We start from the raw sequence: 26,628 nt of genomic DNA, 5'->3' as shown, positions 1-26,628 counted from the left end.
GTTATTTTTAAAAGGAAATACTCCCATTTTTGGCCTCATTCGGGTTAGCAATTTCTTATTTAGACCGATGACAAACGATAGAAGAGCATGTATTTGTCTCACTTCAGTTCAGTATCGCATCTAAACTTGTGGACCTTGCGTTATGAATGCTTTTACTTCGAAGACGAATTCACGCTTCGATCCGTCTCAGCGTCAGGACAAAACCAAGACCCTGGTTATCGCCAACTCCAACATTCGCCAGCCGGATAGTTTTCCCCTCGTCGAAAGAAAGATGATCGTGCGGCTGGGCATGAAGCGGCTGTTCGATATCGTCGCCTCTCTCAGCGCCCTCATTGTGCTGGCGCCGTTTTTTCTGGCAATCGCTCTCTTCATCAAACTCGACGATGGCGGCCCGGTATTTTTCCGCCAGATCCGCTGGGGGCTGAACGGCCGGAAGATCACGGTCTTCAAGTTCCGCTCGATGCGCGCAGACGCTTGTGATCCGAGCGGCATTCAGCAGACCGTCAAGGGCGACAGCCGGATGACAGCTGTCGGCGCATTGCTTCGAAGGACCAACATCGACGAGCTGCCGCAGCTTTTCAACGTCCTTTTGGGCGAGATGTCGCTGGTCGGTCCGCGCTGCCATGCGGTCAATATGCGCGCAGCCGGCAGGCTCTACGAGGAGCTGGTGCCGGACTACCACCACCGCCACGTCATGCGTCCCGGCATCACCGGCCTGGCGCAGACACGCGGCTGGCGCGGCCCGACGGCACGGCCGTTGCAAGCCCGCGCCCGCATCGCCTGCGATATCTACTATGTCAGGCATTTCAGCCTGCTGCTCGACTTGAAGATTCTATTGAAGACGCTCGTCATCGAGCTGCGTGGCGGCACCGGCTACTGAGACGATCAGGCATATCCGCCACGTCTTCCTTTGAAGCCGCCGATGGACTCAGCCTGCCCCATCCCGAGAGACGAACCAACAAAAAAGGCGGCTGTTGCAGCCGCCTTTGATCGTTGCAGTCGATTGCGATCAATCCTGCTGGACGACGCCGCTCAGATGCGTCAGTTCCATGATGAAATGCTCGAGCTTCGACTTATGCTCATGCAGCTCGGTATTCTCGAGTTCCGTGCGGGCGGCCTCGATGCGACGGGTCAGCTCGTCCTTGTGGAGTTCCTCGACCGGAACGGCGGATTCGGCAAGCAATGTGCAGCCGGTCGGCAGGATATCGGCAAAACCGCCGAATACGACGTAATCCTGCTTCTTGCCGGAAGCCGAACGGACGCTCACGACACCGGGCTTGACCGTCGTCATCGTTGGCGCGTGGTGCGCCATAACAGTCATCTCGCCTTCGGTTGCGGGAATGACGACCTCAGTCACCATCTCCGACAGCAGCAGACGCTCCGGCGAAACGAGCTCAAAGTTGAAATTGTCAGCCATCAGTGACTTACCTTCTCGGCTATGGCTTTCGCATCTTGCAATTGGGTCCCGCAGAACGGGCAGTGCAGTATCGCTTGGTCGAGATAACCGAGGCCTTCCTCGCTCTGGACCAGGCCCACCACCATCATCAACACACCATTATCGGCGCGATAGATGGTCGGCGCTGCCGGTTCCGGAAGATCCGCCACGACCCCTTTCAGGGGATCGCAGCAGAATATCTCGTCAAGCGCGTCGCTCATCAAGCAGCTGCGAGCTTCTTGGCCTTTTCGATCGCTTCTTCCATCGAGCCGACCATGTAGAAGGCAGCCTCCGGCAGGTGATCGTATTCACCGTTGACCAGGCCCTTGAAACCCTTGATCGTGTCTTCGAGAGCAACCAGCTTGCCCGGCGAGCCGGTGAAGACTTCAGCGACGAAGAACGGCTGCGACAGGAAGCGCTCGATCTTGCGGGCGCGAGCAACAGCGATCTTGTCCTCTTCGGACAGTTCATCCATGCCAAGGATGGCGATGATGTCCTGCAGAGCCTTGTAGCGCTGCAGCGTCGACTGGACCTTACGGGCGACTTCGTAATGCTCTTCGCCGACGACCAGCGGATCGAGCATGCGCGAGGTCGAGTCGAGCGGGTCGACGGCCGGGTAAATGCCCTTTTCAGCGATCGAGCGCGACAGAACCGTCGTTGCGTCAAGGTGAGCGAACGAGGTTGCCGGCGCCGGGTCGGTCAAGTCGTCGGCCGGAACGTAGATGGCCTGGACCGAGGTGATCGAGCCGGTCGTCGTCGTGGTGATGCGCTCCTGCATCTGGCCCATGTCGGTTGCGAGCGTCGGCTGATAGCCGACGGCCGACGGGATGCGGCCGAGCAGAGCCGACACTTCGGAACCTGCCTGGGTGAAGCGGAAGATGTTGTCGACGAAGAACAGAACGTCCTGGCCCTGGTCGCGGAAGTGTTCGGCGACCGTCAGGCCGGTCAGCGCGACGCGGGCGCGGGCGCCCGGCGGCTCGTTCATCTGGCCGTAAACCAGCGCAGCCTTCGAGCCTTCGCCGCCGCCATGCTTGTTGACGTTCGATTCGATCATTTCATGGTAAAGGTCGTTGCCTTCGCGGGTGCGTTCACCGACGCCTGCGAAAACCGAATAACCACCATGCGCCTTGGCGACGTTGTTGATCAGTTCCATGATCAGAACGGTCTTGCCGACGCCGGCGCCGCCGAACAGGCCGATCTTGCCGCCGCGTGCGTAGGGGGCGAGAAGGTCGACGACCTTGATACCGGTGACGAGGATCTGCGATTCCGTCGACTGCTCGACATAAGACGGTGCATCCTGGTGGATGGCGCGCTTGTGGGCGGTAACCAGCGGGCCTGCTTCGTCGACCGGCTCACCGATGACGTTCATGATGCGTCCGAGCGTCTCGTTACCGACCGGAACCATGATCGGAGCGCCGGTATCGGCGACTTCCTGGCCGCGGACCAAGCCTTCGCTCGAGTCCATCGCAATGGTACGGACGACGTTTTCGCCAAGGTGCTGCGCAACTTCGAGAACCAGGCGGTTGCCGTTGTTGGTGGTTTCCAGGGCATTCAGGATCTTCGGCAATTCGCCTTCGAAAGCAACGTCGACGACGGCGCCGATAACCTGGGTGACTCTGCCGACAGAGCCGATCTTGGGGGTAGCTGCCTCAGCCATTTTCTGACCCTCTTTTCCTAGCTTCAGAGCGCTTCCGCGCCCGAAATGATTTCAATGAGTTCCTTGGTGATCTGCGCCTGACGCTGGCGGTTGTAGCTCAGCGTCAGTTTGTTGATCATCTCACCGGCATTACGCGTCGCATTGTCCATCGCGCTCATCTTGGCGCCCATCTCGCCGGCGACGTTCTCAAGGAGCGCGCGGAAGATCTGGACGGAGATGTTGCGCGGGATCAGATCTTCGAGGATCGACGCCGGATCCGGCTCATATTCGTAGACGGCGCCCGCGTGCGCGGCATCTTCAGCCGGCGCAGCTCCTGCTGAAGCCGGAATGAGCTGCTGTGCCGTCGGGATCTGGCTGATTACCGACTTGAATTCGGAATAGAACAGCGTGCAGACGTCGAACTCGCCGGCAGCATACATCTCGATGATGCGCTTGCCGATCTGGTCCGCATTCTCGAAGCCGACGCGCTTGACCTCGCGCAATTCCTTGCGCTCGATGATCAACGACGCATATTCGCGGCGAAGGATGTCGTAACCCTTCTTGCCGACGGTGAAGATCTTCACCGTCTTGCCCTCGGCAAGCAGCTTGCGCACATGGTCACGCGCAAAGCGCGCGATCTGCGAGTTGAAGCCGCCGCACAGACCGCGTTCGGCCGTGCAGACCACCAGCAGATGAACCTGGTCCTTGCCGGTGCCGGTCATCAGCGTCGGCGCGCCATCCGCTTCGGTGACGGCCTTGGCGATGTTCGCCAGAACCGCACCCATGCGCTGCGAATAGGGCCGGGCGGCCTCGGCCGCCTCCTGCGCACGCCGAAGCTTCGCCGCGGCGACCATTTTCATCGCCTTGGTGATCTTCTGCGTCGCCTTGACGGAGGCGATCCGGTTTTTCAGATCCTTAAGTGAAGGCATCCGTGATCCGTCCTAACTTAGGGCCTGATTACGCGAAAGACTTTGCGAAGGTATCGAGAGCAGCGGTGAGCTTGCCCCTGGTATCGTCGCTGATTGCCTTTTCCGTGCGGATCGCGTCGAGGATGGCGGAGCCTTCCGAACGCAGATACGAGAGGAAGCCCTGCTCGAACTTGCCGACCGAAGCGACCGGCAGCTTGTCGAGATAGCCGTGAACGCCGGCAAAAATCACCGCGACCTGTTCTTCCGTCTTCAGCGGCGAGAACTGCGGCTGCTTCAGGAGTTCGGTCAGGCGTGCACCGCGGTTCAACAGGCGCTGCGTCGAAGCGTCGAGGTCCGAACCGAACTGGGCAAAGGCGGCCATTTCGCGATACTGGGCGAGTTCACCCTTGATCGAGCCGGCAACCTGCTTCATCGCCTTGATCTGGGCTGCGGAACCAACGCGGGAAACCGACAGACCGACGTTCACCGCCGGGCGGATACCCTGGTAGAACAGGTCGGTTTCAAGGAAGATCTGGCCGTCGGTGATCGAGATCACGTTGGTCGGAATGAAGGCCGACACGTCGTTGCCCTGCGTTTCGATGACCGGAAGAGCGGTCAGCGAACCGGCGCCCTGGTCGTCGTTCATCTTCGCAGCGCGCTCAAGCAGGCGCGAATGCAGGTAGAAAACGTCGCCTGGATAGGCTTCGCGGCCCGGCGGGCGGCGCAGCAGCAGCGACATCTGGCGGTAGGAAACGGCCTGCTTGGACAGGTCGTCGTAGCCGATCAGCGCATGCATGCCGTTGTCGCGGAAATATTCGCCCATGGCGCAGCCGGCAAACGGTGCCAGATACTGCATCGGAGCCGGATCGGAGGCGGTCGCCGCGACGATGATCGAATACTTCAGCGCGCCGCGCTCTTCGAGCACCTTGACGAACTGAGCGACGGTCGAGCGCTTCTGGCCGATGGCGACGTAGACGCAATAAAGCTTCTCGCCTTCCGGACCGTTCTCGTGAATGGCCTTCTGGTTGAGGAAGGCGTCGAGAAGGATCGCGGTCTTGCCGGTCTGACGGTCGCCGATAACCAGCTCGCGCTGGCCGCGGCCGACCGGTATCAGCGCGTCAATGGCCTTGAGGCCGGTCGACATCGGCTCATGAACCGACTTGCGCGGAATGATGCCGGGGGCCTTGATGTCGACGCGCGAACGGCGCGTCGCATTGATCGGGCCCTTGCCGTCGATCGGGTTGCCGAGCGCATCGACAACGCGGCCGAGCAGTTCCGGACCGACGGGAACGTCGACGATGGCGCCAGTCCGCTTGACGGTGTCGCCTTCTTTGATGTCACGGTCGGAGCCGAAGATGACGACGCCGACATTGTCGGATTCGAGATTCAGCGCCATGCCGCGGATGCCGCCCGGGAACTCGACCATTTCACCGGCCTGGACATTGTCCAGACCGTAGACGCGGGCGATACCGTCACCGACGGAGAGAACCTGGCCGACTTCCGAGACTTCTGCCTCTTTGCCGAAATTTTTGATCTGGTCTTTGAGAATTGCGGAAATTTCCGCGGCGCGGATATCCATCAGCCAACCTCTTTCAATGCGAGCTTAAGAGTGGAGAGTTTGGTACGAAGAGACGTATCAATCTGGCGGGACCCGACCTTGACGATCAGACCACCAAGAATTGACGGATCAACCGTGACGGCAATCGTCACGTCTTTGCCGGTAACGCTCTTGAGTGCCACCTTCAATTCGGTTTCCTGCGCTTGCGAAAGCGCATGTGCCGAGGTGACCTCGGCGGAGATTTCACCGCGATGGTTCGCGGCGATGATGCGGAAGGCCCTGATCATGCCCGGCAGGGCAAACAGGCGGCGGTTGCGCGCCACGACCTTCAGGAAATTGGCGAAGAAGCCGCTGATTCCGGCCTTCTCGCTAATGGCGGCGATCGCCTTCAACTGGTCCTCGGCAGAGAAAACCGGGCTTGCGACGAAACGCTTCAGGTCGGCGCTCTCATCCAGCATCGCCTGGAAACGGTCAAGATCGGTGGTGACGCTGTCGACGACACCCTGCTCGAGCGCCAGATCGAAAAGCGACGAAGCATAGCGCTCGGCAACACCAGATGTAAGCTGGGACGTGTCTGCCACGGGCACAAATTTCCCTGATTTCAACCCAAAATCCGGCTCTCGGCGGACGCCGAACCTATGATCTTGAATTCGTTTTGATTTCCCCCAGAAATCACAAGAGAAGCCTCTTGCTTCTTCCGAAATTCGGGGTCCGTCTAACATAGGATGTTCGGACTCGCAACACGCGTAACGCCCGAATACGCCTTTCACATGAATTTCTGTTCGCAAAATTGCGCAATGGCCTGGAAGCCGGCCGGGAAAGCCGTCTGCCAGCCGATGGATTCACGTCTGGATGAAGCCGAAAACATAGAGCAGCGGCAGCGCCGCCAAAACTATTTGCACAACCAAAAGTAAATAGTTGACGAGATTACTCCCCTTATCGGACAGGATCGATATGATCCGGGCAAAGGCCGCCATCGCAAAGGCGGCGCCGAGCGCCATGTAAATCCACTCTTGGGCGAGCATGATCGCCGACAGGCCGAAGCCGAGATAGAAACCGCCCATCGAGCGTCCCTCGCCATATCCTTCCGGCCGCCCCTCCTGCGCCTGCAGGCCGAGAAGACGGAAGGTCTGGCCCGGCGCAAACATCATGATGAAGCCGGCCAACGCCGTGAAAGCGGCGGAGCAGAACGCCAGCTGCTCGCCGAGTTCGGTCGGAAAATAGAATTCCATGCATCGCCCCAAATCACCCGGAAGAATCAGTGTTTTATGACATGGGCCGGAAAAGGAGGAAATGGCGGCGTTCTGATTTATAGGAAACTCTGCGGATCGATGTCGAGCTGCACCTGTACCGATCCGCGCTCCTTGGGCGATTGCGATAGCATCGCCCGCAAAAACCCCTGCATGTCCGAGTTGCGCCGGCCGTGCACCAGCAGGCGGAAGCGATGGCGGCCGCGCACCAGCGCCAGCGGCGCTTCGGCCGGGCCGAGCACCGAAATGCCTGAGACCTGCGGCGCTGCGTTGCGAATGCCGCGCGCATGGTTTTCGGCATCATGGCGGGTTTCGGCCGAAACGATGATCGAGGCCAGCCTGCCGAAGGGCGGCAAGACGGCGCGTTCGCGCTCGGTGATCTCGCGCTCGTAGAAGGCGTCGGAATCGCCGGAGACGATCGCCTGCATGACAGGGTGTTGCGGCTGATAAGTCTGCAGCAGCCCATGGCTCTTGAGGCCGGTGCGCCCGGCCCGGCCGGTCACCTGCGACAACAGCTGGAAAGTGCGCTCTGCGGCGCGCGGGTCGCCATTGGCAAGGCCGAGGTCGGCATCGACGATGCCGACCAGCGTCATCAGCGGAAAATTATGTCCCTTGGCGACGAGCTGGGTGCCGATGACGATATCGGCCTCGCCCTTGGCGATCGCTTCCAGCTCCAGCCGCAGCCGCTTCACCCCACCCATGATATCCGAGGATAAAACGATCGTCCGCGCCTCTGGGAAATGCCGTTCCACCTCCTCGGCGATGCGCTCGACGCCCGGCCCGCAGGCGACGAGATGATCAAGTGTACCGCATTCCGGGCAGGCCTCCGGCGTGCGCTCGGCATGGCCGCATTGATGGCATTGCAGCTGCTTGCGGAAGCGATGCTCGACCAGCCAGCTCGAACATTGCGGGCATTGGAACCGATGGCCGCAGACCCGGCAGAGCGTCAGCGGCGCATAACCGCGGCGATTGAGAAACAGCAGCGCCTGTTCGCGTTTCTCCACCGTCTTGCCGATCGCCCGGATCAGCACCGGCGACAGGAAGCCGCCGCGCTCCGGCGCGTGCCGGCGCATGTCGATGAGATGCAGGTCCGGCAGCGCCGCATCGCCGAAACGCGTCGGCAGGTGGACGGTGCTGTAGCGCCCGCTCTGGCCGTTGACCTGGCTTTCGACCGATGGCGTCGCCGACACCAGGACGACCGGAAAATCACCGATGCGGCCGCGCACCACGGCCATATCACGGGCATTGTAGAAGACGCGGTCCTCCTGCTTGTAGGCAGGATCGTGCTCTTCGTCGACGATGATCAGGCCGAGATCCTCGAACGGCAGGAACAGCGCCGAGCGGGCGCCGGCGACGACGCGCACCTCGCCGGTCACCGCCTGGCGCCAGACCTTTTCGCGCATGCGCGGCGCCAGATCGGAATGCCATTCGGCCGGTTTAGCGCCAAAGCGATCCTGGAAGCGCTCCATGAAACTCGCCGTCAGCGCGATCTCCGGCAGCAGGATCAGCACCTGCTTGCCGCGTTTTAGCGTCTCGGCGATCGCCTCGAAATAGACCTCGGTCTTACCGGAGCCGGTCACGCCGTCGATCAGCGACACCGAGAACTCGCCCTTGCGGACGTCGGAAACGATCTCCTCGGCCGCAGCCTTCTGCGGCCCTTCGAGGCGTGCGGCGGCAAAATCCGGATCCGGCATCGCCACCACCGGCGGCGGCGGCAGGAATATCGCCTCAAAAATGCCAAGCTTGATCAGCCCTTCGACGACGCTGGTCGAGACGCCCGCCGCATGCGCAAGACCGCTGCGTGTCCAGGACAGCCCGTCGGAGGCGGCGTCGAGCACCCGGGCGCGGGCCGGCGTCATCCGCTCCGGTTCGCCGCCGACGAGTTTCAACCCTTCCACCATCGGCTCCGGCTCGAAGGCATTCGGCGCCCTGAGCGCCATGCGGGCGACGAGGCCCGGCGGCGAGAGCGTATAGGTCGCGACCCAATCGACAAATTCCCGCATCTCCCGGGAAAGCGGCGGGCAGTCGAAGACATGGCTGATCGGCCGGAGTTTCTTCGGATCGACTCCATCCTCGCCACCGTCCCAGACGACACCGATAACTTTCCGCGGCCCGAGCGGCACCTGCACGACCGAGCCGGGCTCGACCGCCATGCCATCCGGCACCGAATAGGAATAGGGTTTTGGCGCCGGCATCGGCACCAGCACGGGAACCGTTCGGTTCGCGGGCGGTGCCTCGAAAAGCGCGCCAAAGAGATCGGACGAATCTGTGCTCATCGGGCGAGACCATGCCCGCAAATCGATGCAATTGGAACCGCAAAGACGAGGCTGCGCATCGGGCGGGGAATCGGAGCGACGACGGTTCGACGAGATCGCCCGCGCCCTTACGAAAAGCTTGCCGGGCGAGCGATTGGCCGCATAGATTGCCGGAAGGATTATTCGAAATGCCGGAGCCCGCTCTTCGGCCGCTGAATTGGAGAGCACCAATGGCCAGACTGACCGAAGATGCCAAGGGCGTCTATGTGATCGCCGTAACCCCGTTTACCGATGACGGCGCGCTCGATCTCGAAAGTATCGACAGCATGGTCGATTTCTACGAGGGCGCCGGCGTCACCGGCCTGACGGTGCTTGGGCAATTCGGCGAGGCCCCGAAACTGACTGCGGAGGAATCGCGGACCGTGGTCGAGCGTGTGCTGAAGCGCCTCGGCGGCCGTCTTCCCGTCGTCGTCGGCGTTTCGGCGCCGGGGCTTGCGCCGATGCGCGAACTTGCCGAAGCCGTCATGGGCGAGGGTGCTGCCGGCGTGATGGTCGCGCCGCCCTGGACGGTCAAGACCGACGACCAGGCCTTCGCCTTCTACCAGTCGGTCGGCGAAACCCTGGGCGAGACACCCTTCGTGCTGCAGGATTATCCGCTCACCACCAATGTGACGATCGCGCCCAAGGTTATCGAGCGCATCGTCAACGAAGTGCCGAATTGCGTCATGCTCAAGCACGAGGATTGGCCAGGCCTTTCAAAGATCACCGCGCTTCGCGCCGCAAGCGACAACGGCGCCATGCGGCGCATCTCCATCCTTTGCGGCAATGGCGGACTTTTCCTGCCCGAAGAAATGGGCCGTGGTGCCGATGGCGCAATGACCGGCTTTTGTTATCCTGAGATGATGGTTGGCGTCGTCGAGGCCTGTGCGGCCGGAAATCCCGATCGTGCCCATGCGATCTTCGACGCCTATCTGCCGCTTGCCCGCTACGAACAGCAGCAGGGCATCGGCCTTGCCTCGCGCAAATATGTGCTCGCCAAGCGCGGCGTGATCAAATCCGCCGCCCTGCGCAAGCCAGGCGCCAGGTTGTCGGCGCTCGATATTGCCGATGTCGAGCGGTTGCTGGCGCGTCAGACCATCCGCCTCAAAGAGATCGGTGCGTGAAGCTAACGCGTGAAAAATCAGCCTCAAGCATCATGAGGCCGGCCGGAGGGAATGCGGGAGAGGATTTCGAAACGATGAGTAACGCCGTCCCACTCGCAAAGCTGAAATCCAACCGCCTCCCAGAATTTGGCCGCGTCGGCATTTCCCGCATGAACGGTGACGATACTGCAGAAGTCCCGCGCATGATTTAGCAGAGCCAGCGCCAGCACCCGGCCGATGCCATGCCGGCGCATCTCGGGACGGATGTAGAAACGCCGCATCCGCAACGCTCCGGATAGGGCGGGTTCGATGGTCAGGCCTCCGATGCCGGCGAGCGCCTCGCCGATATAGGCGCCAAGCAGCCTTTCGCCGTCACGCTCGAACCTGAGGTCTCCGGCCGACCATTCTTCGATCAGGCGGGTGATATGAAAATGGCCCTCTTGCTGGGCTTCGCTGTCGAGGTCGGCGATCTCCCGCGGCAATCGATCGCGGATCATGCGGATGCCGACCGTCATGGCAAAACCTATTTAGACCGCAACAACGGGAAGCTCGCGAGGCGTGACTGCAGCCGGCAGGCTGACCGGCAGGAAAGTCGCGTCGCCATCGACTGCCATGTGGCGCACCGTATGGTTCTCCAGCGCCTTCGTCACCTCGTTGAGGTCGCCGTCCAGATGTTCGGCCGGAATGAGATTGCCGATTACGAAATCGAAGCGGTCGCCACGTTTGTTCAACAATTCGTGGAACACCGTCATGTCGCGAAGCTCCGTCGACCATTTCGCCAGCCAGTAGAACAGCCCGGAATTACGCGCCGTCATATGCACGGGAAGGATCGGCAGATTGTATTTGCGCGCCAGCCCGACGGCCGAGGTTTTCCATGGACGTTCGTTCAGCCGGCCGTTCGCCCAGTAGGCGATGCGGCCTGACGGGAAGAGCACCGTCGCTTTACCTTGCCGCACCGCGTGATTGGTCAATTGCAGCGTCTCGCGCGCCTTGAGCTTGCTCTTGTGCTCCTCCCGCCATTCGACGGGGATGATCATCTCGGCAAACCGCGGATTGACGCGGATGGCATCGCGATTGGCAAAAAACATCATATCCGGCCGGCGCGCTTTCAGCAGATCGAACACGGCGACACCATCGGCAATGCCTGTGGGATGGTTGCTGACGAGGATGAAGCCGCCGGTATCGGGAATACGTTCGCCATTGGTGATGCCGATATCGAGTTTCAGCACGTCGCTCAGATATTCGAACGACTGGAAGCCCGGCATCTTGGCGACGGCATTGGCGAATTCGATCGCCTTGTTGTAACGCAGCAGCGTGTAGAGAAACGGCCGCATGACCGGCCAGAGCGGATTCTTCACGATCCTCTGGCCGCGTTCGGCGATCAGCGTATCGACGATATGACCGGGCTTTCCCTGTGAAACGAGAGCAATCGCTTCCGCGAGCTGTCCGAAAGCCGTCATGGAATCGCGCCGTGCCATGAAAGATCCTGTCTATGGGTATAAAGCTATCGCAGTAGAATATGATCTAGGGATGACAAAGGTTTGGCCGGCATTAGCAATTCCATAACCGTTTCTGCTCCAAATTGGCGGACTTGAAGGCAAATTCAAGGCCAGCGCTGTGAATGAACTGCTTGTTATCGCCGATCCGCGCCTGATGGCGGAACGGGCCGCGTGGCTCGAAAATCTTGCCAGCGAGCGCCGTCTTTCCGAGCACACACTCGATGCCTATGAGCGCGACACCCGCCAATTCCTGACCTTCCTCACCGGCCATCTCGCCGGCCCGGCGACGCTTGCCGATATAAGGGAATTGCGCCCCGCCGATTTCCGCGCCTTTCTGGCAGCGCGGCGCAAGCAGGGCTCCGGCGCCCGCTCGCTCGGCCGCAATCTCGCCGGCCTTCGTTCGTTGCTGCGCCACTTGGAAAAGAAGGGTCTGGTCAATGCCGCGGGTTCTGCCGCGATCCGCTCGCCGAAACAGCCGAAATCGCTGCCCAAGCCACTATCGGACACGCAGGCGATCACCGTCGTCAGCAACGAAGCCCAGCTCCATGATGAACCCTGGATCGCCGCGCGCGATGCGGCTGTCATGACGCTGCTCTACGGCTGCGGCCTGCGCATCTCCGAAGCGCTGGATCTCGCTCCCTTTGACCTGCAAAAGGGCGCCACAACGCTGCGCATCACCGGCAAGGGTAACAAGACGCGGCTGGTGCCGCTGCTGTCGGTGGTTTTCGACGCCGTCGAGAAATACCGCACGCTCTGCCCCTATCACCTCGAACCCGGCGAGCCGCTTTTCCGCGGCGCCCGCGGCGGCAAACTGCAGGCGGCGATCATCCAGCGCGCTATGCAGAAGCTGCGCAGTGCCTTCGGCCTGCCGGAGACCGCGACACCCCATGCGTTGCGCCATTCCTTCGCCACCCACCTGCTTGCCGGCGGCGGCGATCTGCGCACCATCCAGGAACTGCTCGGCCACGCCAGCCTTTCCACAACGCAGGTCTATACCGGCGTCGATGCATCGCGGCTGCTGGAGGTGTATGATCGGGCGCACCCGCGCGCCTAGACCCTTTTCTGATCAGATTGAACATTTGCCGGAGCAAGAAAGACTCTAAGCTTTCGTTAACGCATTCTCTTAAAGGAATATGCGCAAGCCGGGCGTAGAGCATGAAGCCACAAGGCATATGACCGGAACATCATCATGACGACATCGATCGGCCGCCGGACTTTTCTCGCAGCACCCGGCAATCTGCTGCTCTGGCTGATTGCCGGCTTTCACACGCTGCTTCTTGCGGCCCTGTTTGTGGCATTCCTGGCTGCACGGCCGGCCGCGGCCGAAGAGGTGGCCTGCACCGGCCGCAACCTGATGGTCGAGCTGCAGCAGAACGACCCCGCCCGCTATGCCGAGGCGCTGAAGGAAGCCGACGCAACGCCGAACGGCAGGGGCATCTTCTGGAAGATCGAAAAGCCCGGACTTGCTCCCTCGTGGCTGCTCGGCAGCATGCACGTCACCGACCCGCGCGTTCTGGCCCTGCCGCCGCGCGCCCAGGCCGCCCACGACGCGGCCAATACGATCATTATCGAATCCGACGAAATCCTCGATGAGCGCAAGGCGACCGCCGCCCTGCTCGCAAAGCCGGAACTGACGATGTTCACCGACGGCACGACGATCGACAAGCTGCTCTCCCCCGAGGATTACAAGCGTCTCGAAACCGGCTTGAAGCAGCGCGGGATCCCGCTCAGTGCGGTTTCCCGCATGCGCCCCTGGATGATTTCGAGCGCCGTTGCCCTGCCGGCTTGCGAAATCGCCCGCAAGGCCAAAGGCGTGCAGTTCCTCGACCAGAAGATCGCCACCGACGCCGTTGCTCAGGGCAAACAGGTCAAGGGGCTGGAGACCCTTGCCGAACAGATCCAGGCCATGGCTGATCTGCCGGTCGAATTCCATCTGAAGTCGCTGATCGAGACGCTGGAACTCGGCGACAAGATGAGCGATGTCGTCGAGACGATGACCGACCTTTATCTCTCCGGCGAGATCGGCATGACAATGCCGATGCTGAAGACCGTGACGCCGGAGAAGGAAGGCGAAGATAACGATTATGCCGCCTTCGAGCAGCGCGTCATCCTCGACCGCAACAAGGTGATGGCCGAGCGCGCCGCGCCGATCCTCGACGGCGGCAACGTCTTCATGGCGGTCGGCGCCCTGCACTTGCCCGGCAAGGCCGGCGTCATCGAATTGTTACGCCAGCAGGGGTTCACCGTCACCGCGGTGAACTGAACCGACCGGGCGCTCAGCCGAGCGTCATCCGGCGCAGCGCATTGGTTTTCCAATAGAACTGATGGACGAGCGCGCCGGCGACGTGCGCCGCGATCAGCGCCCAGAGGATGATCTTCAGGATGTCCGCGTGGAGCGAACCGGCGGCATTGATGCCGAAATAGTAGGCGGCGATGCCCGTAAGCGGTATGGCGAAGATCAGGATATAGAGACCGGCATGGGCAAGCCGCGCCGCAAGAAGGAAGATCGCCGGTTCCTCGGCAGCCTCGGCCGGCACGCCCTTGGTGAAACGCAGCCCGAGCCGGACGATCGCAAGCAGCAGGATGGCGATGCCGACATAGGCATGGATATTCGCCGACGAAACCTGCTCCGGTGTCGGCACCTGTCCCCTGCGCACCAGCCGATGCCAGACATTCATGCCGTCGGGAAACAGCAGATTGAAGAAGATCAGCAGCGCCACCGTCCAATGAAGGAAGCGTTGGCTGAGACTGTAAGCCATGATGGGCGGCGGCTGCATTTTCTCGACCTTAGTCAAATGTTGAAGTCTGCGCATCACAACAACTAAAACAGCCGCCCGCCTTCCGGCAAGCGGCTATATGCTTTGTTACGAATATGTAAGATTACATATGGATCGGCTTGAAGAAGGTCGCAAGCGCAGCCTCCTTCACCGCTTCCGACATGGTCGGATGCGCATGGCAGGTACGGCCGAGATCTTCCGACGAGCCGCCGAACTCCATCAGCACGGCGATCTCGTGGATCATTTCGCCGGCGCCGAAGCCGACGATATGGCCGCCGAGCACCCGGTCGGTTTCCTTGTCGGCGAGGACCTTGACGAAACCGTCTGTCGCCAGCATTGCGCGGGCGCGGCCATTGGCCGTGAACGGGAACTTGCCGACCTTGTAAGCGATGCCCGCGGCCTTCAGCTCTTCCTCGGTCTTGCCGACCGAAGCAATCTCAGGCTGGGTATAGACGACGCTCGGGACCACGTCGTAATTGACGTGGCCATGCTGGCCGGCGAGAATTTCGGCGAGCGCCACGCCCTCGTCTTCCGCCTTATGCGCCAGCATCGGACCCTTGACCACATCGCCGATCGCATAGATGCCGGCGACATTGGTCTTGAAGTGACCGTCGATCTCGACGCGGCCGCGATTGTCGAGCGCAACACCCGCTTCTTCGAGGCCGAGCCCCGCCGTATAGGGCTTGCGGCCGGTGGCGATCAGCACGACTTCGGCATCGAGCACCACCTTGTCGCCCCCCTTCACCGGCTCGAAGGTGACCTTGGCGCCCTTGTCGCCCTTTTCGACGCCGGTGACCTTGGCGCCGAGATGGAAATCGATACCCTGCTTGGCGAGCATGCGCTGGAACTGTTTGGAGACTTCGCCGTCCATGCCGCCGAGGATTGTGTCGAGATATTCGACGACGGTGACCTTGGCGCCGAGCCGCGACCAGACCGAGCCGAGCTCGAGCCCGATGACACCGCCGCCGACGACGATCAGCGTCTCCGGCACCTTTTCCAGCGCGATGCCGCCGGTGGACGAGATGATGGTCTTCTCATCGATCTCGACCTGCACACCGGGAATGCCGGCAACGTCGGAGCCGGTGGCAATGACGATATTCCTGCCTTCAATCTCCTGCACCTTGCCGTCGTCGGCTACGACGGCAACCCTGCCGGCAGAGACGATCTTGCCGCTGCCCTGAAAGGCATCGATCTTGTTCTTCTTGAAGAGGAAGGCGACGCCGTCGACATTCGACTTCACGGTGGCGTCCTTGTGGGCCATCATATTGCCGAGGTTGAGCGTCGGCGCCGGGACGTCGATCCCGAGAGCGCTCATGCCGTGGCCGGCCTGATGGAACATCTCGGAGGCATGCAGCAGCGCCTTCGACGGAATGCAGCCGACGTTCAGGCAGGTGCCGCCATAGGTCGCGCGCTTTTCGACGACGGCGACCTTGAGGCCGAGTTGGGCTGCTTTGACGGCGCAGACATAGCCGCCCGGGCCGGTGCCGATAATGATCACATCGTAGGACATTGCTTCTTTCCCTTTGGATTTTTCGTTTAGTCGGCCGCGCGCGACAGCGCGAGGCGGAAGCCGAAGCCGACGAGCGCCGCTCCGGTGATGCGGTTGAACCATTTGCCGCTGGCAATGAAGCGGTCACGGATCGTCTTGACCGTGAAGAAATAGGAGACCCCGGCAAACCAGGCGATCAGCGCCGTCGCCATGCCGATGCCGTAGGAGAACTGGATCAGCGCCGGCGTGTCGTGATGCACGAGCGTCGAAAACAGCGACAGGAAGAACAGCACCGGCTTCGGGTTCAGCGCATTGGTGATGAAACCCATGCCGAGGCACTTCAGCATCGAGACCGGCTTGCGGTCTTCGGCCGTCACCTCAATCTCCTGCACCTTGAAGCCGGGGGCGCGGAACGACTTGATGCCGAGATAGACCAGATAGGCGACGCCAGCCCATTTGATGACCGCAAACAGCATCAGCGATTTCGAGACGATCAGGCCGAGGCCGAGAATGGTGTAGCTGATATGAAAGAGCAGAGAGAAACCCATGCCGAGCCCGGTCATGATGGCGGCGCGCCGCCCATGCACGATGCTCTGGCGCAGAATGACGGCGAAATCAGCCCCCGGCACGACGATGAAGATCGAGAAGACGGCCATCAGGCCGAGGAATTCGAGGATGTAAGGCATGCTGTTTTCGCCCTATCTTTTAGCGGCCGCCGCTGACGTTGAGGATCGCGCCGGTTATATAGGAAGCCGAAGGGGAAAGGAGATAGAGGATCGCACCCGCCACCTCCTCGGGTGTGCCGCTGCGCTGCATCGGGATCGATGGCGCCATTTCGCGGGCCCGGTCCGGCAGCCCGCCGGATGCATGGAGATCGGTTTCGATGACGCCGGGCCTGATGGCGTTCACGCGAATGCCCTCGGCGGCGACCTCGCGCGAAAGCCCGACGGTGAACGTGTCGATCGCCGCCTTCGAGGCGGCATAATCGACATACTGCGTCGGCGAACCGAGGATCGCCGCCATCGAGGAGACGTTGACGATCGCGCCGCCCTGGCCACCGCGCCGGCTCGACATACGGCGCACGGCCTCTGCGGCGCAGAGCATGGAGCCGGTCACATTGATGCGCATCATGCGTTCGATCCGCTCTGCTGCCATCTCATCGACGCGCTGTGGATAGTCGACGACGCCGGCATTGTTGACCAGCCCGTCGAGCCGGCCGAAATGCCGGTCGACCGCTGCAAACATCGCGACGATGTCCGCAGCCTTGCCGACATCGCCCTCGATCGCCACGGCCGCGCCGCCGCCTTCTGCAATCGCCGCAACAACGGCGTCCGCGGCCTTCCGGTTGGCGGCGTAATTAACCGCGACACGCCAGCCCTGGCGCGCGGCGAGCCGCGAGACGGCCGCGCCGATGCCCCGGCTTCCGCCGGTCACGAGAACAACCGGTGCATCACTCATATTGCGCACTCCTTGAATGTCAGCACGTCCCAGGGCGCCACGGTAGCCTTGCCCTCGCCCCAGGCGCTGGATTGGCGGATGGCGGGACCGAGACCGGGAAACACCAGCCTTTCAGCCGCCAGGGCACCTTCCGGCTGCAGATTGTCCATTTCGCCCTTGGCATCCATGCCATAGACGGCGCCTTGCCAGACGGTGCAGGCATTAAGATCGGCGCCGGTCGCGTCACCCTCGGGACAATTGAACATCAAGATGCCGATGGCGCGAACCGGATCTTCCGACGGCATCACATAGCCTTCCATCACCACGGATGTCTTCAGCGCACTGACCTTGAACTGATTGCTCGCCGCAGCCGACTGTGAATTCAGTGGGGCAAAGCGCAACTCGTATGCCCCGTCGCGATCGACGTAAATGGCCTGTTCCTGCTTGCAGGCGGCACTGAGCGTCGATACCGGAACGGCGAAAAACGCCGCGGCTGCGATCGCAGCCACGCCCTTCCGTTTCGCCGTAATCCCGATCCTCCCGCTCATTGCAGCTTCGGTTCCTTCCGCCCGTCGGCATTCTCGACAACGTTGAAATCGGTCAGCAGCACCAGTGCCCGGCCATCGCGATCGAGCCCCCAGAAAACCGGATAGAAGCCGTCGCCCCAACCGCTCCAGAAGACCGCGACATTGCCCTTCTTGCCGGCGACCGGCCGGTGCAGCGCGTAAGCGCCCTTGTTGGCGTCGAGGTCCGATGCCAGCACATCATCGTAATAATTGATATCGGCGTCAGGTTTTTGCGCCTGCACCTGCGCTTCACGTTCTCCGATCAGACCAAGCGTCTCGGCATCCATGTAACAGCCGAGGCCGGCATCGACGGGGTAACCGAAGATTTCGCCGTCCTTCAGCGTCGCTACGTCCTGCCCCGGCAGGACCGCAAGCTCCCAATGATCCGGCTTGCCCTCGGCAAACCGCATGCTGGCGGCGGCGATCCGCCCGAAGGCTCGGTAGAGCGTCAGCGGATATTCGCCCGGCGCAACCGTTCTTGCCAGCGCCGGACGATCGGGCTGGGCGAGCGGGTCGGCGGCAACGATGCGCCCCGAGGTCAACTCGACATTGCCCATATGGATCACGCCGATCGACCGGCCGGAAAGTTCGGCGTCGCTGAGCGCCACCAGTTCGAAATTGCTGCTTGCCTTGCTGATATCGAATCCGGCCGCTGCTGCTGAAACCGGGACATGCGTGGCGGCAGCGCAGAGAAAAAGACGCGCCGCTCGCATGATCCGGTTCCGCATGGAAAACTCCCTTAAAGATCGAGAACCAGGCGTTCCGGATCTTCCAGGCTTTCCTTGACGCGCACGAGGAAGGTGACGGCTTCCTTGCCGTCGACGATGCGGTGATCGTAGGACAGCGCCAGATACATCATCGGACGGATGACCACCTGGCCGCCGATCGCCACCGGCCGCTCCTGGATCTTGTGCATGCCGAGAATGCCGGACTGCGGTGCGTTGAGGATCGGCGACGACATCAGCGAGCCGTAGACGCCGCCATTGGTGATGGTGAAGGTGCCGCCCTGCATGTCGGCCATCGACAGCGAGCCATCACGGGCTGCCTTGGCAAGACGGCCGAGTTCCTTCTCGATTTCGGCGATCGACATCTGGTCGGCGTCACGGATGACGGGAACGACGAGGCCCTTGTCGGTGCCGACGGCCATGCCGACATGGCAGTAGTTCTTGTAGATAAGGTCGGTGCCGTCGATCTCGGCATTAACCGCCGGCAATTCCTTCAGCGCATGCGTCACCGCCTTGGTGAAGAAGCCCATGAAGCCGAGCTTGACGCCATGCTTCTTCTCGAAAATGTCTTTGTACTTGTTGCGCAGGTCCATGACCGCCTTCATGTCCACCTCGTTGTAGGTGGTCAGCATCGCAGCGGTGTTCTGGGCGTCCTTCAGGCGCTTGGCGATCGTCTGGCGCAGGCGCGTCATCTTCACGCGCTCTTCGCGCGAAGCATCCTCGACCGTCGACGGGCCACGCGGGGCAGCAGGCGTTGCAGCCGGTGCTGCCGCCGGAGCGGAAATGCCCTTGGCGACGGCAGCGATGACATCGCCCTTCAGCACCTGGCCGCGCTTGCCGCTGCCATCGACCTGGTCGGCCGAAAGGTTGTTTTCAGCAAGCATCTTCGAAGCCGCCGGTGCCGGCGGCATGGTGGAGACGGAAGCACTCGACGACGACGATGCGGCAGCAGCGGCAACCGGCGCCGGCTGAGCAGGAGCAGCCGCGGCTGGCTGGGCAGGAGCGGCGGCCGGTGCCGCAGCAGCGGGCGCGGCGGCAGCGACAGCACCTTCGGCGATCTGCCCGAGCAGCGCGCCGAGGCCGACGGTCTCGCCGGCAGCGACGACGATTTCCGAAAGCGTGCCTGAGGTCGGCGCCGGAACTTCGATGGTCACCTTGTCGGTTTCAAGCTCGAGAATCGGCTCGTCGGCCTTGATGATGTCGCCGACCTTCTTGAACCAGGTGCCGACGGTTGCCTCGCTGACGGATTCACCGAGAGTTGGAACGCGGATTTCTGTGGCCATTGTTCAGATCCTGATTTCGTGTGTGTTCGTTTAATGCGTTTCAGACGGCCGGCGGCCGCAAGATGATCGAGGGCATCGGCAGGATATCGAAACGGAAACCGAAACCGGAAGCGATGATCGGATCACCATCGGCAAGCACCTCGGCCGCCGCCTGATCCTCGACTTCGACAATCGCCATGCCGAAGGCACCTTCACCCTCGAACACGGGACCGACGACGATCGCCGATCCCGCAAGGGCGTGCCGGTGCCAGTATTCGACGTGGCGTTCCATCGCCGCCATTTCCTCTCCGGTCCCGTCATGCGGGAAAGTGGGGCGCGGCGGCAGCAATCTCAGAAAGAAATAAGCCATTGCGCCCCCCTTGTGTTAACCGCCCAATGCATCCTCGAGGAATGCGGCGAGCTGCGACAGATGCTTTGACATCAGGCCCGTCGCCGGCGAGGCGGCGGCCGGACGGCCGGTATAACGGACGCGCTGGTATTTTGCATCGATATGGGCGAGCACCCATTCGAGGAAGGGGTCGATGAACGACCATGCGCCCATATTCTTCGGCTCTTCCTGGCACCAGACCATCTCGGCATTGCGGAAGCGCGACAGCTCGTTGATCAGCGCCTTTGCCGGGAACGGATAGAGCTGTTCGACACGCAGGAGATAGACATCGTCGATGCCGCGCTTTTCACGCTCTTCGAGAAGGTCATAATAGACCTTGCCGGAGCACATGACGACGCGGCGGATCTTGTTGTCCTTTTGCAGCTTGATCGGGCCGTCCTTGATCACCTCGGCATCGTCCCAGAGCAAGCGATGGAAGGCGGATTCGCCTGCCATTTCGGCAAGCGTCGAGACTGCCCGCTTGTGGCGCAGCAGCGACTTCGGCGTCATCAGGATCAGCGGCTTGCGGAAGTCGCGCTTCAGCTGCCGGCGCAGGATGTGGAAGTAGTTCGCCGGCGTCGTGACGTTGGCGACCTGCATGTTGTCTTCTGCGCAGAGCTGCAGGAAACGCTCGAGGCGGGCCGAGGAGTGTTCCGGACCCTGACCTTCGTAGCCATGCGGCAGCAGGCATACGAGGCCCGACATGCGCAGCCACTTGCGTTCACCCGACGAGATGAACTGGTCGAAGACCACCTGCGCACCATTGGCGAAATCGCCGAACTGCGCTTCCCAGAGCGTCAACGCATTCGGGCGGGCAAGCGAATAGCCGTATTCGAAACCAAGCACCGCCTCTTCCGAAAGCATCGAATTGATGACTTCGTAGCGACCCTGCGTCGGCGAAAGATTGGCGAGCGGGATGTAGCGTTCCTCGGTTTCCTGATCGTAGAGAACCGAGTGGCGCTGCGAGAAGGTGCCGCGTTCGCAATCCTGGCCGGACAGGCGGATCTTGCTGCCTTCGACACAAAGCGCGCCGAAGGAGAGCGCTTCGGCCATCGCCCAGTCGATACCTTCGCCGGTGGCGATCATATTGGCGCGGTTTTCCATGAAGCGCTGGATCGTGCGGTGCGCGGTGAAGCCCGCCGGGATCTCCGACAGCTTGCGGCCGATATCCTTCAGCGTCTTCATCGGCACGGCAGTCTTGCCGCGGCGCTGCTCGTCGGCATTGTCGGCCGCGCGCAGGCCCGACCACTCACCATCAAGCCAGTCGGCCTTGTTCGGCTTGTAGTGCTGGCCGGCCTCGAACTCCTGTTCGAGATGGGCGCGCCAGTCGGCCTTCATCTTTTCGACCTCACCTTCGGTGAGCAGGCCCTCTGCGACGAGGCGGGCCGCGTAGATCTGCAGCACGGTCTTATGGCCGCGGATAACCTTGTACATCTTCGGCTGCGTGAAGGACGGTTCATCGCCTTCATTGTGGCCGTAGCGGCGGTAGCAGAACAGGTCGAGCACCACCGGCTTGTGGAACTTCATGCGGAATTCGGTCGCAACCTTGGCCGCATAGACCACCGCTTCCGGATCGTCGCCGTTGACGTGGAAGATCGGCGCCTCGATCATCTTGGCGACGTCGGACGGATAGGGCGACGAACGCGAGAAGGCCGGGTTCGTGGTGAAGCCGATCTGGTTGTTGATGATGACATGCATGGTGCCGGCGACGCGGTGGCCGCGCAGACCGGAAAGGCCGAGGATTTCGGCAATTACGCCCTGGCCGGCGAAGGCTGCGTCGCCGTGGATCAACAGCGGAAGAACCTTGGCGCGTTCGGAAAGCGGAATGATGTCACCGTCCCAGACGGTGGCATTCATGTCCTGCTTGGCGCGGGCTTTGCCCATGACGACGGGATCGACGATTTCGAGATGCGACGGATTGGCCGTTAGTGAGACATGCACCTTGTTGCCGTCGAATTCGCGGTCGGAGGAGGCGCCAAGATGGTACTTGACGTCGCCCGAACCTTCGACCTCGTCGGGAGCGGCCGAGCCGCCCTTGAACTCGTGGAAGATCGCCCGGTGCGGTTTGCCCATGACCTGCGAGAGCACGTTGAGGCGGCCGCGGTGGGCCATGCCGAACAGGGCCTCCTTGAGGCCGAGCTGGCCGCCGCGCTTGAGGATCTGCTCCAAAGCCGGGATCAGCGACTCGCCGCCGTCGAGGCCGAAACGCTTGGTGCCCTTGAACTTGACGTCGAGGAACTGTTCGTAGCCCTCGGCTTCGGCGAGCTTGGCAAGGATTGCCTTCTTGCCCTCGGCCGAGAAAGCGACGCCCTTGTCCGGCCCTTCGATACGCTCCTGGATCCAGGCTTTCTCTTCCGGATTGGAGATGTGCATGAATTCGACGCCGAGCGTCGAACAATAGGTGCGCTCGAGGATATCGATCATCTCGCGGATGGTCGCATATTCCAGGCCGAGCACGTTGTCGATGAAGATCCTGCGGTCGTAATCGGCTGATGTGAAGCCGTAATTCTCCGGCGACAGCTCGCGATAGTCGTCGACCGGAGCGGCGATGCCGAGCGGGTCGAGCTTGGCATGCAGGTGGCCGCGCATGCGGTAGGCGCGGATCATCATGATGGCGCGCACGGAATCGCGCGTCGCCTGCAGCACGTCGGTGCTGTCGGCAGGTTTGCCCTGCGCTTCGGCCTTTGCCTTGACCTTGGTCTCGATGACCTTCTCGACGATGCCCCAATCGCCATCGAGAGCCGACACCAGGTCACCGCTGGCGGCCAGCGGCCAGTTCTTCCTACGCCAGGAAGCTCCCTTGGCCGCCCTCTTCACATCGCTGGGATCTTCCTCCAGCGCCTTGAAGAAGGTCCGCCACTGATCGTCGACCGAGGCGGGGTCCTCTTCGTAGCGCGCATGGAGCTGCTCGATATAGGCAGCGTTGGCGCCATCCAGAAACGAGGTGACCTGAAACTGCTCGTTGGCTTCTTGCCGTGCCATGGTGATATGCGGACGCTTCCGCCCGCCTCCTGACTTTGATGAATTTGCCGGCTTGATCGCCGGCTGCCGCATTCCGATTGCCGCCTGTCCGCGGCGCATCTGCAAGTCTCGTGCCGTCAAGACCGGGCGGAAGGCGCAGATGCCGCTCCTCCGCCCGGGTATAAGTTGGTTTAGCCCTTGAGGACTTCAACCAGCGTCTTGCCGAGGCGGGCCGGAGACGGCGACACCTTGATGCCTGCCGATTCCATTGCCGCGATCTTCGATTCCGCATCGCCCTTGCCGCCGGAGACAACGGCGCCGGCATGGCCCATGGTGCGGCCCTTCGGCGCCGTGCGGCCGGCAATGAAACCAGCCATCGGCTTGCTGCGGCCCTTCTTGGCTTCATCCTTGAGGAACTGTGCAGCATCTTCCTCTGCCGAACCGCCGATTTCGCCGATCATGATAATGGACTGGGTGGCTTCGTCGGCGAGGAACATTTCCAGGACGTCGATGAACTCGGTGCCCTTGACCGGGTCGCCGCCGATGCCGACGGCCGTGGTCTGGCCGAGGCCTTCGTTGGAAGTCTGGAACACGGCTTCATAGGTCAGCGTACCCGAGCGGGACACGATGCCGACCGAACCCTTACGGAAGATCGAGCCCGGCATGATGCCGATCTTGCATTCTTCCGGCGTCAGGATACCCGGGCAGTTCGGGCCGAGCAGCCGCGACTTGGAGCGATCGAGGCGAGCCTTGACGCGCACCATGTCCATGACCGGGATGCCTTCGGTGATGCAGGTGATGAACGGGATCTCGGCATCGATCGCCTCGATGATCGCGTCGGCGGCGCCGGCCGGCGGAACATAGATGACGGTCGCGTCGGCGCCGGTCTTTTCCTTGCCCTCGGCAACGGTTGCGAAGATCGGCAGGTTTTCGCCCTTTGCGCCGGTCCAGGTTTCGCCGCCCTTCTTCGGGTGGATACCGCCGACCATCTGCGTGCCGTAATAGGTGAGCGCCTGTTCGGTGTGGAACGTGCCGGTCTTGCCGGTCAGACCCTGAACGAGGATCTTGGTGTCTTTATTGACGAGAATTGACATTCTTTCAGATCCTTCAAAATTAGCCGTTGATCGCCGCGACGATCTTCTTGGCCGCATCGTCCAAGTCGTCAGCCGCCGTGATCGCCAGACCCGACTCGTTCAGGATCTTCTTGCCGAGCTCGACATTGGTGCCTTCAAGGCGCACGACGAGCGGAACCTTGAGACCGACTTCTTTGACCGCGGCAATCACGCCCTCGGCAATGACATCGCACTTCATGATGCCGCCGAAGATGTTGACGAGAATGCCTTCGACCTTGGGGTCTGCGGTGATGATCTTGAAAGCCGCAGCAACCTTTTCCTTGCCGGCGCCGCCGCCGACGTCGCAGAAGTTGGCCGGCTCCTTGCCGTAGAGCTTGATGATGTCCATCGTCGCCATGGCGAGGCCTGCGCCGTTGACCATGCAACCGATATTGCCGTCGAGGGCGACATAAGCGAGATCCCACTTGGAGGCCTCGATTTCCTTGGCGTCTTCTTCGGTCTCGTCGCGCAGCGTCTTGACGTCATCGTGACGGAAAAGCGCATTGCCGTCGAAGGACATCTTGGCGTCGAGGACGCGCAGGTGACCGTCCTTCATGACGATCAGCGGATTGACCTCGAGCAGCGCCATGTCCTTCTCGTTGAAGGCCTTGTAGAGCGCCGGAAACAGCGACTTGGCATCTTCGGCGGCAGCACCGTCGAGGGCGAGCGCCTTGGAGATCGCAGCAACGTCGGCAGCCGTGACGCCGGCTTCCGGATCGATGGCGATCGTATGGATCTTCTCGGGCGTGTCATGGGCGACCGCTTCGATGTCCATGCCGCCTTCGGTCGACACGACGAAGGCAACGCGGCCGACCGAGCGGTCGACAAGGATCGAGCAATAGAGCTCGCGAGCGATGTCGGCGCCGTCTTCGATGTAGAGGCGATTGACCTGCTTGCCGGCCTCGCCGGTCTGCGCCGTCACCAGCGTGTTGCCGAGCATATCCTTGGCATGGGCGACCACTTCGTCGATCGACTTGGCGAGACGCACGCCGCCCTTGGCATCGGGGCCTAGTTCCTTGAACTTGCCCTTGCCGCGGCCGCCGGCATGGATCTGGCTCTTGACCACGTAAAGCGGGCCGGGAAGCGACTTGGCGGCAGCCGCAGCCTCTTCAACCTTGAGAATAGCCACGCCCTCGGCAACCGGTGCGCCATAGCCCTTCAGCAGAGCCTTGGCTTGATATTCATGAATGTTCATGGGTTTATCCCTGTTTGATGACTCAGCGCGCGTCGACTACTTCAACGCAGGCGCGATGTTGATGCAGGCTTCGCAAAGACCGGCGACGGCGCCGACGGACTTCTCGAAGGCTTCCTTCTCGGTCTTGTTGAGGTCGATCTCGATGATGCGCTCGACGCCGCCGGCGCCGATGACGGTGGGAACGCCGACATACATGTCCTTGACGCCGTACTGGCCGGTCAGCTGGGCAGCGCAGGGCAGCACGCGCTTCTTGTCCTTGAGGTAGGATTCAGCCATCTCGATCGCCGAGGCGGCCGGCGCGTAGTAGGCCGAGCCGGTCTTCAGCAGGCCGACGATTTCGGCGCCGCCATCACGGGTGCGCTGGATGATCTCTTCGAGACGTTCCTTGGTGACCCAGCCCATGGTGACGAGGTCGGTGAGCGGAATGCCTCCGACCGTCGAGTAACGGGCAAGCGGCACCATCGTGTCGCCATGGCCGCCGAGCACGAAGGCGGTGACGTCCTGGACGGACACGTTGAATTCCTTGGCGAGGAAAAGACGGAAACGCGACGAGTCGAGAACGCCGGCCATGCCGACGACCTTGTTGGCCGGAAGGCCGGAGAATTTCTGCAGCGCCCAGACCATGGCGTCGAGCGGGTTGGTGATGCAGATCACGAAGGCGTTCGGCGCATACTTCTTGATGCCGGCCCCGACCTGCTCCATGACCTTGAGGTTGATGCCGAGAAGATCGTCGCGGCTCATGCCCGGCTTGCGGGCGACACCGGCGGTAACGATGCAAACGTCGGCGCCTTCGATCGCGGAATAGTCGCTGGCGCCCGTCAGGTTGACGTCGAAGCCTTCGACCGGAGAGGACTGTGCGATATCGAGACCCTTGCCCTGGGGAATGCCGTCCGCGATGTCGAAGAGGACGATGTCGCCCAGTTCCTTCAGGCCGGCGAGGTGCGCCAATGTGCCACCAATCATGCCAGAACCAATGAGTGCGATCTTGTTACGCGCCATTTCGCTGTTTCCTTTGCGATCAAATTCGTCGAGC

26 protein-coding genes are annotated in these 26,628 nt (G+C 61.9%); 4 read left to right on the top strand and 22 right to left on the bottom strand.

Features of this window, described 5'->3' with window-relative positions; genetic code table 11:
• Window positions 1–142: 142 nt before the first annotated feature.
• Entirely contained in the window at window positions 143–880 is a 738-nt protein-coding gene (locus RCCGE510_RS18945; protein WP_007632588.1) for a sugar transferase, read from the top strand.
• 129 nt (window positions 881–1,009) lie between these two features.
• Here the strand turns inward: RCCGE510_RS18945 and RCCGE510_RS18940 are convergent, their stop codons facing one another.
• The 8 genes from RCCGE510_RS18940 to RCCGE510_RS18905 form a co-directional block, all read right to left on the bottom strand.
• Window positions 1,010–1,417, bottom strand: coding sequence for a F0F1 ATP synthase subunit epsilon (locus tag RCCGE510_RS18940; RefSeq protein WP_007632587.1), 408 nt, complete (start codon window positions 1,415–1,417; stop codon window positions 1,010–1,012).
• A complete protein-coding gene (locus tag RCCGE510_RS18935; protein ID WP_007632586.1) occupies window positions 1,417–1,656 on the bottom strand; it encodes a hypothetical protein in 240 nt (79 codons plus the stop codon). The genes RCCGE510_RS18940 and RCCGE510_RS18935 overlap by 1 nt, the downstream gene beginning before the upstream one ends.
• Window positions 1,656–3,092 (bottom strand): F0F1 ATP synthase subunit beta, encoded by a 1,437-nt coding sequence (gene atpD / locus RCCGE510_RS18930; protein ID WP_007632585.1) that lies wholly within the window; start codon window positions 3,090–3,092, stop codon window positions 1,656–1,658. Before atpD ends, RCCGE510_RS18935 begins: the two co-directional genes overlap by 1 nt.
• A 23-nt stretch (window positions 3,093–3,115) precedes the next feature.
• Window positions 3,116–4,000 carry a F0F1 ATP synthase subunit gamma gene (locus RCCGE510_RS18925; RefSeq protein WP_007632583.1) on the bottom strand — a complete coding sequence of 295 codons (885 nt, stop codon included), beginning with the start codon at window positions 3,998–4,000 and terminating at the stop codon, window positions 3,116–3,118.
• Between the two features lie 28 nt (window positions 4,001–4,028).
• Window positions 4,029–5,558: a F0F1 ATP synthase subunit alpha gene (atpA, locus tag RCCGE510_RS18920; protein WP_007632581.1), complete on the bottom strand. Its 1,530-nt coding sequence runs from the start codon at window positions 5,556–5,558 to the stop codon at window positions 4,029–4,031.
• On the bottom strand, window positions 5,558–6,124 hold the full coding sequence (locus tag RCCGE510_RS18915) for a F0F1 ATP synthase subunit delta (RefSeq protein ID WP_192815328.1): 567 nt from the start codon (window positions 6,122–6,124) through the stop codon (window positions 5,558–5,560). The genes atpA and RCCGE510_RS18915 overlap by 1 nt, the downstream gene beginning before the upstream one ends.
• A 255-nt stretch (window positions 6,125–6,379) precedes the next feature.
• Complete coding sequence (locus RCCGE510_RS18910; protein WP_007632575.1) at window positions 6,380–6,769, bottom strand: DUF4345 family protein; 390 nt, start codon at window positions 6,767–6,769, stop codon at window positions 6,380–6,382.
• A 77-nt stretch (window positions 6,770–6,846) separates the two neighbouring features.
• The gene (locus RCCGE510_RS18905) at window positions 6,847–9,063 is read right to left on the bottom strand and encodes a primosomal protein N' (RefSeq protein ID WP_007632573.1); all 2,217 of its coding nucleotides are present in this window, start codon (window positions 9,061–9,063) and stop codon (window positions 6,847–6,849) included.
• A 209-nt stretch (window positions 9,064–9,272) separates the two neighbouring features.
• On the opposite strand from RCCGE510_RS18905, the gene RCCGE510_RS18900 reads away from it, so the two are divergent.
• The gene (locus tag RCCGE510_RS18900) at window positions 9,273–10,205 is read left to right on the top strand and encodes a dihydrodipicolinate synthase family protein (protein ID WP_007632571.1); all 933 of its coding nucleotides are present in this window, start codon (window positions 9,273–9,275) and stop codon (window positions 10,203–10,205) included.
• A 23-nt stretch (window positions 10,206–10,228) separates the two neighbouring features.
• Here RCCGE510_RS18900 and RCCGE510_RS18895 read toward each other — a convergent pair whose 3' ends face one another.
• Both RCCGE510_RS18895 and RCCGE510_RS18890 read right to left on the bottom strand, forming a co-directional pair.
• A complete protein-coding gene (locus RCCGE510_RS18895; protein WP_007632570.1) occupies window positions 10,229–10,699 on the bottom strand; it encodes a GNAT family N-acetyltransferase in 471 nt (156 codons plus the stop codon).
• 12 nt (window positions 10,700–10,711) lie between these two features.
• Window positions 10,712–11,662 (bottom strand): GNAT family N-acetyltransferase, encoded by a 951-nt coding sequence (locus RCCGE510_RS18890; protein WP_007632568.1) that lies wholly within the window; start codon window positions 11,660–11,662, stop codon window positions 10,712–10,714.
• A gap of 139 nt (window positions 11,663–11,801) precedes the next feature.
• Here RCCGE510_RS18890 and RCCGE510_RS18885 point away from each other — a divergent pair, with 139 nt between their 5' ends.
• Both RCCGE510_RS18885 and RCCGE510_RS18880 read left to right on the top strand, forming a co-directional pair.
• On the top strand, window positions 11,802–12,737 hold the full coding sequence (locus RCCGE510_RS18885) for a tyrosine recombinase XerC (protein ID WP_007632567.1): 936 nt from the start codon (window positions 11,802–11,804) through the stop codon (window positions 12,735–12,737).
• Window positions 12,738–12,872: 135 nt separating this feature from the next.
• Window positions 12,873–13,946: a TraB/GumN family protein gene (locus RCCGE510_RS18880; protein WP_007632566.1), complete on the top strand. Its 1,074-nt coding sequence runs from the start codon at window positions 12,873–12,875 to the stop codon at window positions 13,944–13,946.
• A 13-nt stretch (window positions 13,947–13,959) separates the two neighbouring features.
• Here RCCGE510_RS18880 and RCCGE510_RS18875 read toward each other — a convergent pair whose 3' ends face one another.
• The 12 genes from RCCGE510_RS18875 to mdh form a co-directional block, all read right to left on the bottom strand.
• On the bottom strand, window positions 13,960–14,460 hold the full coding sequence (locus tag RCCGE510_RS18875; RefSeq protein WP_007632565.1) for a cytochrome b/b6 domain-containing protein: 501 nt from the start codon (window positions 14,458–14,460) through the stop codon (window positions 13,960–13,962).
• Between the two features lie 103 nt (window positions 14,461–14,563).
• Complete coding sequence (lpdA, locus tag RCCGE510_RS18870; protein WP_007632564.1) at window positions 14,564–15,970, bottom strand: dihydrolipoyl dehydrogenase; 1,407 nt, start codon at window positions 15,968–15,970, stop codon at window positions 14,564–14,566.
• A 26-nt stretch (window positions 15,971–15,996) separates the two neighbouring features.
• Entirely contained in the window at window positions 15,997–16,635 is a 639-nt protein-coding gene (locus tag RCCGE510_RS18865) for a LysE family transporter (RefSeq protein ID WP_007632563.1), read from the bottom strand.
• Between the two features lie 19 nt (window positions 16,636–16,654).
• A complete protein-coding gene (locus tag RCCGE510_RS18860; protein ID WP_007632556.1) occupies window positions 16,655–17,407 on the bottom strand; it encodes an SDR family oxidoreductase in 753 nt (250 codons plus the stop codon).
• The gene (locus RCCGE510_RS18855) at window positions 17,404–17,934 is read right to left on the bottom strand and encodes a hypothetical protein (RefSeq protein WP_007632554.1); all 531 of its coding nucleotides are present in this window, start codon (window positions 17,932–17,934) and stop codon (window positions 17,404–17,406) included. The genes RCCGE510_RS18860 and RCCGE510_RS18855 overlap by 4 nt, the downstream gene beginning before the upstream one ends.
• Window positions 17,931–18,680 carry a DUF4241 domain-containing protein gene (locus tag RCCGE510_RS18850; RefSeq protein ID WP_007632552.1) on the bottom strand — a complete coding sequence of 250 codons (750 nt, stop codon included), beginning with the start codon at window positions 18,678–18,680 and terminating at the stop codon, window positions 17,931–17,933. The genes RCCGE510_RS18855 and RCCGE510_RS18850 overlap by 4 nt, the downstream gene beginning before the upstream one ends.
• An 11-nt stretch (window positions 18,681–18,691) precedes the next feature.
• Complete coding sequence (gene odhB, locus RCCGE510_RS18845) at window positions 18,692–19,960, bottom strand: 2-oxoglutarate dehydrogenase complex dihydrolipoyllysine-residue succinyltransferase (RefSeq protein WP_007632550.1); 1,269 nt, start codon at window positions 19,958–19,960, stop codon at window positions 18,692–18,694.
• Window positions 19,961–20,000: 40 nt separating this feature from the next.
• Window positions 20,001–20,309: a YciI family protein gene (locus RCCGE510_RS18840; RefSeq protein ID WP_037079201.1), complete on the bottom strand. Its 309-nt coding sequence runs from the start codon at window positions 20,307–20,309 to the stop codon at window positions 20,001–20,003.
• Window positions 20,310–20,324: 15 nt separating this feature from the next.
• Entirely contained in the window at window positions 20,325–23,309 is a 2,985-nt protein-coding gene (locus RCCGE510_RS18835) for a 2-oxoglutarate dehydrogenase E1 component (protein ID WP_007632543.1), read from the bottom strand.
• Window positions 23,310–23,479: 170 nt separating this feature from the next.
• Window positions 23,480–24,382, bottom strand: a complete 903-nt coding sequence (sucD, locus tag RCCGE510_RS18830) for a succinate--CoA ligase subunit alpha (protein ID WP_007632542.1) — start codon at window positions 24,380–24,382, stop codon at window positions 23,480–23,482.
• 19 nt (window positions 24,383–24,401) lie between these two features.
• The gene (sucC, locus tag RCCGE510_RS18825) at window positions 24,402–25,595 is read right to left on the bottom strand and encodes an ADP-forming succinate--CoA ligase subunit beta (protein WP_007632541.1); all 1,194 of its coding nucleotides are present in this window, start codon (window positions 25,593–25,595) and stop codon (window positions 24,402–24,404) included.
• A gap of 36 nt (window positions 25,596–25,631) precedes the next feature.
• Complete coding sequence (mdh, locus tag RCCGE510_RS18820) at window positions 25,632–26,594, bottom strand: malate dehydrogenase (protein WP_007632540.1); 963 nt, start codon at window positions 26,592–26,594, stop codon at window positions 25,632–25,634.
• Window positions 26,595–26,628: the final 34 nt, after the last annotated feature.

Source organism: Rhizobium sp. CCGE 510 (assembly GCF_000292525.1).
GTDB lineage: Bacteria > Pseudomonadota > Alphaproteobacteria > Rhizobiales > Rhizobiaceae > Rhizobium.
The sequence above is the reverse complement of the archived record's forward strand: the minus strand, read 5'-3'. Positions and strand labels throughout refer to the sequence as shown.

Coding starts and splice junctions, on each gene's coding strand:
- RCCGE510_RS18890 (WP_007632568.1), bottom strand. CDS start 11,662: ATGGCACGGCGCGATTCCATGACGGCTTTCGGACAGCTCGCGGAAGCG.
- sucC (WP_007632541.1), bottom strand. CDS start 25,595: ATGAACATTCATGAATATCAAGCCAAGGCTCTGCTGAAGGGCTATGGC.
- atpA (WP_007632581.1), bottom strand. CDS start 5,558: ATGGATATCCGCGCCGCGGAAATTTCCGCAATTCTCAAAGACCAGATC.
- RCCGE510_RS18860 (WP_007632556.1), bottom strand. CDS start 17,407: ATGAGTGATGCACCGGTTGTTCTCGTGACCGGCGGAAGCCGGGGCATC.
- lpdA (WP_007632564.1), bottom strand. CDS start 15,970: ATGTCCTACGATGTGATCATTATCGGCACCGGCCCGGGCGGCTATGTC.
- atpD (WP_007632585.1), bottom strand. CDS start 3,092: ATGGCTGAGGCAGCTACCCCCAAGATCGGCTCTGTCGGCAGAGTCACC.
- RCCGE510_RS18835 (WP_007632543.1), bottom strand. CDS start 23,309: ATGGCACGGCAAGAAGCCAACGAGCAGTTTCAGGTCACCTCGTTTCTG.
- RCCGE510_RS18900 (WP_007632571.1), top strand. CDS start 9,273: ATGGCCAGACTGACCGAAGATGCCAAGGGCGTCTATGTGATCGCCGTA.
- RCCGE510_RS18905 (WP_007632573.1), bottom strand. CDS start 9,063: ATGAGCACAGATTCGTCCGATCTCTTTGGCGCGCTTTTCGAGGCACCG.
- RCCGE510_RS18925 (WP_007632583.1), bottom strand. CDS start 4,000: ATGCCTTCACTTAAGGATCTGAAAAACCGGATCGCCTCCGTCAAGGCG.
- RCCGE510_RS18840 (WP_037079201.1), bottom strand. CDS start 20,309: ATGGCTTATTTCTTTCTGAGATTGCTGCCGCCGCGCCCCACTTTCCCG.
- RCCGE510_RS18880 (WP_007632566.1), top strand. CDS start 12,873: ATGACGACATCGATCGGCCGCCGGACTTTTCTCGCAGCACCCGGCAAT.
- RCCGE510_RS18935 (WP_007632586.1), bottom strand. CDS start 1,656: ATGAGCGACGCGCTTGACGAGATATTCTGCTGCGATCCCCTGAAAGGG.
- mdh (WP_007632540.1), bottom strand. CDS start 26,594: ATGGCGCGTAACAAGATCGCACTCATTGGTTCTGGCATGATTGGTGGC.
- sucD (WP_007632542.1), bottom strand. CDS start 24,382: ATGTCAATTCTCGTCAATAAAGACACCAAGATCCTCGTTCAGGGTCTG.
- RCCGE510_RS18895 (WP_007632570.1), bottom strand. CDS start 10,699: ATGACGGTCGGCATCCGCATGATCCGCGATCGATTGCCGCGGGAGATC.
- RCCGE510_RS18940 (WP_007632587.1), bottom strand. CDS start 1,417: ATGGCTGACAATTTCAACTTTGAGCTCGTTTCGCCGGAGCGTCTGCTG.
- RCCGE510_RS18850 (WP_007632552.1), bottom strand. CDS start 18,680: ATGCGGAACCGGATCATGCGAGCGGCGCGTCTTTTTCTCTGCGCTGCC.
- RCCGE510_RS18875 (WP_007632565.1), bottom strand. CDS start 14,460: ATGCAGCCGCCGCCCATCATGGCTTACAGTCTCAGCCAACGCTTCCTT.
- odhB (WP_007632550.1), bottom strand. CDS start 19,960: ATGGCCACAGAAATCCGCGTTCCAACTCTCGGTGAATCCGTCAGCGAG.
- RCCGE510_RS18865 (WP_007632563.1), bottom strand. CDS start 16,635: ATGCCTTACATCCTCGAATTCCTCGGCCTGATGGCCGTCTTCTCGATC.
- RCCGE510_RS18945 (WP_007632588.1), top strand. CDS start 143: ATGAATGCTTTTACTTCGAAGACGAATTCACGCTTCGATCCGTCTCAG.
- RCCGE510_RS18855 (WP_007632554.1), bottom strand. CDS start 17,934: ATGAGCGGGAGGATCGGGATTACGGCGAAACGGAAGGGCGTGGCTGCG.
- RCCGE510_RS18910 (WP_007632575.1), bottom strand. CDS start 6,769: ATGGAATTCTATTTTCCGACCGAACTCGGCGAGCAGCTGGCGTTCTGC.